General features: G+C 72.3%; 4 protein-coding genes. 2 read left to right on the forward strand and 2 right to left on the reverse strand.

Going from position 1 to position 6,924, the window contains the following annotated elements; all coding sequences use genetic code 11:
- The coding region (locus ABZ281_RS30805; protein WP_356660779.1) for a glycogen debranching N-terminal domain-containing protein at window positions 1-828 on the reverse strand (828 nt) is incomplete at its 3' end.
- 620 nt (window positions 829-1,448) lie between these two features.
- The gene (locus ABZ281_RS30810; RefSeq protein ID WP_356660781.1) at window positions 1,449-3,269 is read right to left on the reverse strand and encodes a DUF4192 family protein; all 1,821 of its coding nucleotides are present in this window, start codon (window positions 3,267-3,269) and stop codon (window positions 1,449-1,451) included.
- Between the two features lie 142 nt (window positions 3,270-3,411).
- On the opposite strand from ABZ281_RS30810, the gene ABZ281_RS30815 reads away from it, so the two are divergent.
- Together ABZ281_RS30815 and ABZ281_RS30820 are read left to right on the forward strand one after the other, a co-directional pair.
- Window positions 3,412-5,577: a RecQ family ATP-dependent DNA helicase gene (locus tag ABZ281_RS30815; RefSeq protein WP_356660783.1), complete on the forward strand. Its 2,166-nt coding sequence runs from the start codon at window positions 3,412-3,414 to the stop codon at window positions 5,575-5,577.
- Between the two features lie 312 nt (window positions 5,578-5,889).
- Window positions 5,890-6,501 carry a hypothetical protein gene (locus ABZ281_RS30820; protein WP_356660785.1) on the forward strand — a complete coding sequence of 204 codons (612 nt, stop codon included), beginning with the start codon at window positions 5,890-5,892 and terminating at the stop codon, window positions 6,499-6,501.
- The last annotated feature ends 423 nt before the right edge of the window (window positions 6,502-6,924 follow it).

Consider the following 6,924-nt stretch of genomic DNA (forward strand, 5'->3'; position numbering starts at 1 on the left):
GATTCGGAGCGTTCCCGCGGCGAGGCCGGTGCCGAGCGGCAGCGCCATCCGGGCGGCGACCAGCGCGTCGGCGGGGGCCAGGCCGCAGCGCCAGGGTGCCCCGGCCGCGAGGTGAGTGTCGGCGGGGTTCGCGGAGTCGCGCAGGAGGAGTGCTTGGAGGTCCTCGATGCTCGTCCGCAGCAGGGCTGGGCCTCTCGGGTCGTCGCCCTCCGCACACGCCGCGGCCAGAGGGCTGGTCGCCGCCCGTCCCGCGGCTCGGAGGGGCCCCGCGCCGTCCGGCCGTACCCGCAGTTCCACGGTCCTGCTGCCGCCGGGTGGCAGGTCGAGCTCCCAGCGCAGCAGCCCGGCCGAGGCGAGGGCATCCGCGGGGGGCGGTTCGGCCGTCACGGACGCGTTACCGGCGGCGCAGGACCAGCGCAGGCCCGAGCCGTGGACGCTGGCGGAGAGTTCGGGGCCTGCGCTGCCGGAGGCGATCGCCCCCAGGTCGGACAGGTCCGTGCCCAGGGTGATCTCGACCGGCAGCAGCAGTGGGCGGGGAGCTGCGCTGTGCAGGGTGATCCGCTCCGTGCCGTCCGCGAAGCGGTTGCGTTCCACGATCACGTCGGGGTCCGGGCCCGCCTGCGGTGACGTGCGGAGTGTTCCCACGAACCTGGCGCGGTCGGCCGAGGCCACGCGGGCCTGCACCGCGAGGGGTTCTCGTCCGGCGACGCGGATCTCGCACCGGGAGAGCAGGCGTCGGCCGGCTCGATAGAAGCCCTCCAGCCCACGACCGGTCAGCTGCCCTGCGTCGGTCGAGATGGCCAGACCGGGAAGGGCGACGCAGATCATCGCGGTGTGGGTGGGCGGCAAGTCTGCGGACCAGCGCAGTCCGGGGATCGTGGCACCCCGGGGCGGGGGTGAGGACGAGTACCCCGGGGGTGCCGGAGTCCGTCCCTGAGCAGAGGGTGGTGAGGTTGCGCCGTATCCCGAGCCCAAACCAGGGCGACGATTCTGGGCAGCCCACCCCAGAGACGACCGGCCCGGGCCGGGTGACGACGGGGGGCGCGAGTCGGGACCTGTGGGTGCAGAGGCGCTCGACGTACTGCCGGGGAACCTCGGTCCGTAACCGTCGAGACGTGCCGCCGGTCGCGGAGGGACACCCTGCACCCCGGTAGCCGGCACCCCGGCCCCGGGCGGGCCCAGACCCGGACCGAGGCGTGGCGGGGGCCCGCCCTGGGGGCGGCGGCCGTCGGCGGCGGGCGGAGTCGGCTGTTGCATGCGGAGGCTTCCTGTGCGCTCAGTGCGCCTCGATCGGGTTCGGCGCCGGGGCCGGAGAGCTCTGACGGAGGCGGGGCAGTGCGGCGTCACGGCGCGTCCAGCCGCTCCGCCCCTCAGGTGAACGGTGGGGGCGTCCTCCGAGTCACGCCCGTCGCCCGTCCCCTTGCACCTCGATGCCACCCGGAAAAGGCTCACTCCTGTTCGCCCCCGTCGTGACGGGGCTGTACGGCCTCCTGGCCCGTGTCCCGGCAGGGCATGGCCGCCTTCTTCGCCGGACGCGCACGCCTACCGGCCCTTCGCACGCTGCCGGACCGCGTGGTGCTCGCCGGTGTGTCACGGCTTGGGCCGTTTTCGGTAGCACCGGCAGGGTGCGTGCTGTCCGCCGGCATGCGGCGCCGGGGAGCCCGAGCTCCCCTGTCACGGTCTTCCACACTGGTACGCCCGGCGGCGGCGCCGGTGGTACCAGCAGGACGGAAGCGCCGACGACGGCGTGACGGCACCGCTGTCGGCGAAAGCACTTCGGATGACCCGGCCTCGGGCCTCATTGCTGCCGGCTCACGCGTGCTGAAGGCCCCGGAATCGGGCGGCGGCGCCACGGTGGGTGAGGGCTTGTCGAACGGCTCAGGCCCGGAGTCGGGCGGCGCCGTTGCCGGCGAGCGCCTGCCGTGTGGCTCGATCTCGGATGCCGAGGTTGTCTCGCGTGCAGCGGACTCGTCCCCGGCCGCGCGCGGCTCCACGAGGTCGGGCACCACGCGCCCACGGCCTTCGCGCTCAGATCGCAGGCAGCTTCGGATCGACTCCGGGTCGAGACCTTCATTGCAGGCCTGGTGCAGAAGGCGGGCGAAGAGGTAGTCGGGATCGGCGCCCAGGGCCATGGCCAGAGCTTCGCGTGCCTCCAGCTCGTCGCCGGTGGACCAGGCGACCCAGCCGGCCAGGGTGAGCGGCGCAGCGGCATGCTCACCGTAGGGCCCGACGCAGCGGCGAGCCAGGGTCCGCCAGAGGCGAAGGGCGCGTCCGGCCTGGTCGCCCTCCATCCACTCGGCAGCGCGGTCGCGGGTCGCTCGGTCCTGGAGGCCGAGGATCAGCCGGGCGGCCTCGTCGTGCCCGAGCAGTTCGTCGTCGCGGAGATCCGCCAGGAGCATGCCGGAGGCGGGCTGTGCCTCGGCGAAGCGGTCCAGGATCCTCCCGGCCAGTTCCAGCGTCTCGTCGGCGACGGCGGCGCGGCCTGTGTCGTCCAGGATTTTCGGCACCAGCGCCATGCTGGCGGCGTCCAGAGCGGCCTCCTGCTCGAGTGCCGCGGCGCTCTCCCAGGGCAGCAGCCGGGCCCGGAGCTCCCGTAGCGTGCCGCGCACCTGGATACCGGCGTAGGTGGCCGCCGCGGCCAGCACGGAGGTGCCGGGCAGGCCCATGGGCGCTCCTTCAGGAGAGCAGCATGCCGCGTTGTCGCAGCAGTAGGACCAATAGCGGCCCTCCGAGATGCACAGCGCCTCGACGACCACCACATCCAGGGAACCGCACTCGACGCGCAGCCTCTGTGCCAGAGGCCTCAGCCGCTCCATCACTTGCCGTCCGGTCTCTCCCTTCTGCGGTTCCTGGCACAGGAAGGCGACCATCGACTCGGGCCGGGCCCCACGGCGCTCACTGCCCGTCACGAGGCCATGGGACAGTTGCCGGGCTGCGGACGGCCAGTCGTCCGCGTTCCCGGGGATACCGAGCCGGGCCCGGCCTCCGAACCGCCCGCGTCCGTCCCTGTCGTGCAGCGCGACCAGGACGATGCTGTCCTCGGGGCAGTATCCGAGCAGGTACGGCAGGGCATCTGCCAGTTCGGCCGGGGTGCGCAAGGTGACCTGGTGCTCGTTGCCGTGGCTGCCGTACGCGGGGCTGGCGGCGTGCAGCCCCGATGGGTCGCTCCGCTTCTTGTCCTGTTCACCGTTCTTGTGCCGGCCCTGCGCCTCGGGCCCAGTGATGTCACCGTTCTCGGGGGATCCGGTCGTTTCGCTGTGGTTCGTCATGTGAAGACGATCTCGCGGAACACAAACCTCCGCTTGAGCTTGTGGATAAGTCCGATCAGGGACACGTCACCTCAACGCTGCTGCGTCCACAGGTTCCGGTGCGCGGCTCCGGATGTCAGTGCCGTCCTGTTGTATGGAACGCATGGAGCACACGAGCAACGCGGAACTCCGGGCGGCGGCCGACGCGGTCCTCGCCCGTCTCGTCGGGGACGTCTCGGGAGAGGCCAGGCTGCGCGAGGACCAGTGGCGGGCGATCGAGGCGCTGGTCGCCGACAGACGCCGTGCCCTGGTCGTCCAGCGCACGGGCTGGGGCAAGTCCGCGGTGTACTTCGTGGCGACCTCGCTGTTGCGGGCGCGGGGCAGTGGTCCGACGGTGATCGTGTCGCCTCTCCTCGCGCTCATGCGGAACCAGGTCGAGGCGGCTGCTAGAGCCGGCATCCACGCCCGGACCATCAACTCCTCCAACACCGAGGAGTGGGACGCCGTTCAGGACGAGATCGCCGCGGGTGAGGTGGACGTCCTCCTGGTGAGTCCTGAACGGCTCAACAACCCGGACTTCCGGGATCAGGTGCTCCCCCGCCTCTCGGCCGCCACGGGGCTCCTCGTGGTGGACGAGGCCCACTGCATCTCCGACTGGGGACACGACTTCCGGCCGGACTACCGCCGGCTGCGCACGATGCTCGCCGATCTCCCACCCGGTGTGCCGGTGCTCGCCACCACCGCCACGGCCAACGCACGCGTGACGGCGGACGTCGCGGAACAGCTCGGCACCGGCGGCAGCTCGGACGCCCTCGTGCTGCGGGGCCCGCTGGACCGGGACAGCCTGAGCCTGAGCGTGCTGCGACTGTCGGATGCCGCGCACCGGATGGCCTGGCTCGCGGAACACCTCGACGAACTGCCGGGGTCCGGAATCATCTACACCCTCACCGTGGCAGCCGCCGAAGAGGTCACCGCCTTCCTGCGGCAGCGGGGGCACACGGTCGCGTCGTACACGGGCAAGACGGAGAACGCCGATCGCCAGCAGGCCGAGGAGGATCTGCTCGGCAACAAGGTGAAGGCGCTGGTCGCCACCTCCGCGCTCGGCATGGGCTTCGACAAACCCGACCTGGGCTTCGTGGTGCACCTGGGCTCGCCCTCCTCCCCCATCGCCTACTACCAGCAGGTGGGCCGCGCCGGACGCGGTGTGGAGCATGCCGAGGTGCTCCTGCTCCCGGGCAGGGAGGACGAAGCGATCTGGAACTACTTCGCGTCCCTCGCCTTCCCCCCGGAAGACCTCGTACGCCGCACGCTCGACATCCTCGGGCACGCCGGGAAGCCCTTGTCGCTGCCCGCCCTGGAGCCTTTGGTGGAGCTGCGCCGCTCCCGCCTGGAGACCATGCTCAAGGTCCTCGACGTGGACGGGGCGGTCAAGCGGGTCAAGGGCGGCTGGATCGCGACCGGGCAGCCGTGGACGTACGACGCCGAGCGGTACGCATGGGTGGCACGTCAACGCGAGGCAGAGCAACAGGCCATGCGCGCGTACGCGTCGGCAACCGACTGCCGTATGGAGTTCCTGCAGCGCCAGCTGGACGACGAGGCTGCCAAACCGTGCGGACGCTGCGACAACTGCGCCGGTCCGCGCTTCGCCGCCGACACGTCCGAGGAGGCGCTCGACGCCGCGCGCGTGGACCTGGGCCGGGCCGGTGTCGAGGTGGAGCCCCGACGGATGTGGCCCACCGGCCTGCCGGCGATCGGAGTGGACCTCAAGGGACGCATCCCGGCCGGTGAACAGGCCGCGTCGGGCCGCGCGCTGGGACGCCTGTCGGACATCGGGTGGGGCAACCGGTTGCGGCCCATGCTCGCACCCCAGACCCCCGACGGTCCCGTGCCCGACGACGTGGCGAAGGCCGTGGTGGATGTACTGGCCGACTGGGCCAAGGGTCCCGGCGGCTGGGCCCCGGGCGCTCCGGAAAGCGGGGCGCGTCCGGCAGGCGTCGTCACCATCGCCTCACGCACGCGACCGCAGCTGATCAACTCTTTGGGGGCGCGCATCGCCGAGATCGGCCGGCTGCCGTTGCTGGGAGCCGTCGAGTACGCCGGCGAGGCGTACCCGGGCTCTCGGAGCAACAGCGCCCAGCGACTGAAGGCGCTCGACGGGGCTCTGGCCGTGCCGCCCGCCCTCGCGTCCGCTCTCACCGAGGCCCAGGGCCCGGTCCTCCTGGTGGACGACTACACGGAGACCGGCTGGACTCTCGCGGTCGCGGCCCGCATGCTCCGACGCTCGGGCGCGCAGGGGGTGTTGCCACTGGTCCTGGCCGTGCAGGGCTGACGGCGTACCCGGGGCCGGGAGGGGCCGCCCCGGCACGCCTCTGGACGCAGCACGCCCCCATGACGTACGAACGTGTCGTGCTCGAACGCCCCATGGGTGGTCCGGCGACACACACGGTGGGGATATTAGCCGCGCATCATCTGATAACGGTCGGCTGCCTCAATTGCTCGTTGCCGCATTCAAGTTCGACAGGAAGAATTGAAGTCCGCTCCCGCACGGCTCGCCGGCCGCTCCGGTAGGGCTTTGCTGCGGTGCGCGCTCCCAGGAATCCGATCCCGCCCGCAGTGTGGGCGCGTAGCCGAAGGGAGGACCGTGACCTTCGGATTCGCTCCGGCCTCGGCAGCGGCATCGATGTCCGCCGCTTCCGCCAACCGCTTGCTCGAACCCGCGGAATGGGCCGCCGCCGGGATCCCACTCCTGCGCAACCCCCGTGAGATCGTCAGCGGACTGCACGCCCGGCACCACCCGCAGCCGGCGACGGCTGTCGTCGCCGTGCTCGACCCGGACGAGCGGCTGCGGGCGAGCGCCTCGTTCGTGCGCCGGTCTGCCCCTGCCGACGGCTGGATGTTCCGCAACGCGCTGCTCGCACAGTTGCGCCGGGTCATCCCCCACGATCTGCGCCGCCGCACGCCGGTACGCACCGCGGTGCTCCTCTACTGCCGTGATGGCGACGCGCGTTGGACGGAGGAGGACGGCGCGTGGATGTGGGGGCTGCGCGACGCTTGCACCCTGCATGGACTGCGCTGCGGGGCGTACATCACGCTGACCCGGGACGGCTGGCAGGTGCTCGGCGAGGGCCGTGGCGGACGCCGCCCTCATTCGGCGTCGGCGCCGGAGCCGTTCGCCACCTCGGAGGCACCGCCACCCATACCGCGTACCGGCGGCGCCTCCGAGGTACTGCGCCGCGCAGCGGCGGCACGCTGAGTCCCGGACGGGCCGTCAACACGGATCCGGGACCAAGCCTCTCGTCGCACGGCCACCACGACTCCACCGACGGGCACCCCGGAGGGGCATCCCGAACCCTGCCCTGGACGAGCCGCAAGCACGGCGTTCCGCCACAGCCGCAGAAGTGCTCATCGGGCCGGACAGGGTCACCACGCGGGCACGGTCTCCCGCACTGCGGACATGATGGACAACCCGCCGGGCGGCGCCGCGGCAGCGGCGCCTGAAGTCACCCCCAGCGTCCCGCCGGGCGCTACGGCAGCGGCTCAGACACCCGCGCTCAGCACCGAGTTGATCCGCTGAGGGTCACCGCAGACGATCAGCAGAGCACCGGCCCGGGAGTGGGCCAAGGGCAGGGCGCTCACGGCTGCGGCCTCGGGGCCGCCGTTGACGGCGACCACGACC

The sequence above is a fragment of the Streptomyces sp. NPDC006265 genome (genome assembly GCF_040613555.1).
GTDB lineage: Bacteria > Actinomycetota > Actinomycetes > Streptomycetales > Streptomycetaceae > Streptomyces.

What these genes read in the sequence shown, in the direction of transcription:
- ABZ281_RS30810 (WP_356660781.1), bottom strand. Translation starts at nt 3,269, where the DNA reads ATGACGAACCACAGCGAAACGACCGGATCCCCCGAGAACGGTGACATC.
- ABZ281_RS30815 (WP_356660783.1), top strand. Translation starts at nt 3,412, where the DNA reads ATGGAGCACACGAGCAACGCGGAACTCCGGGCGGCGGCCGACGCGGTC.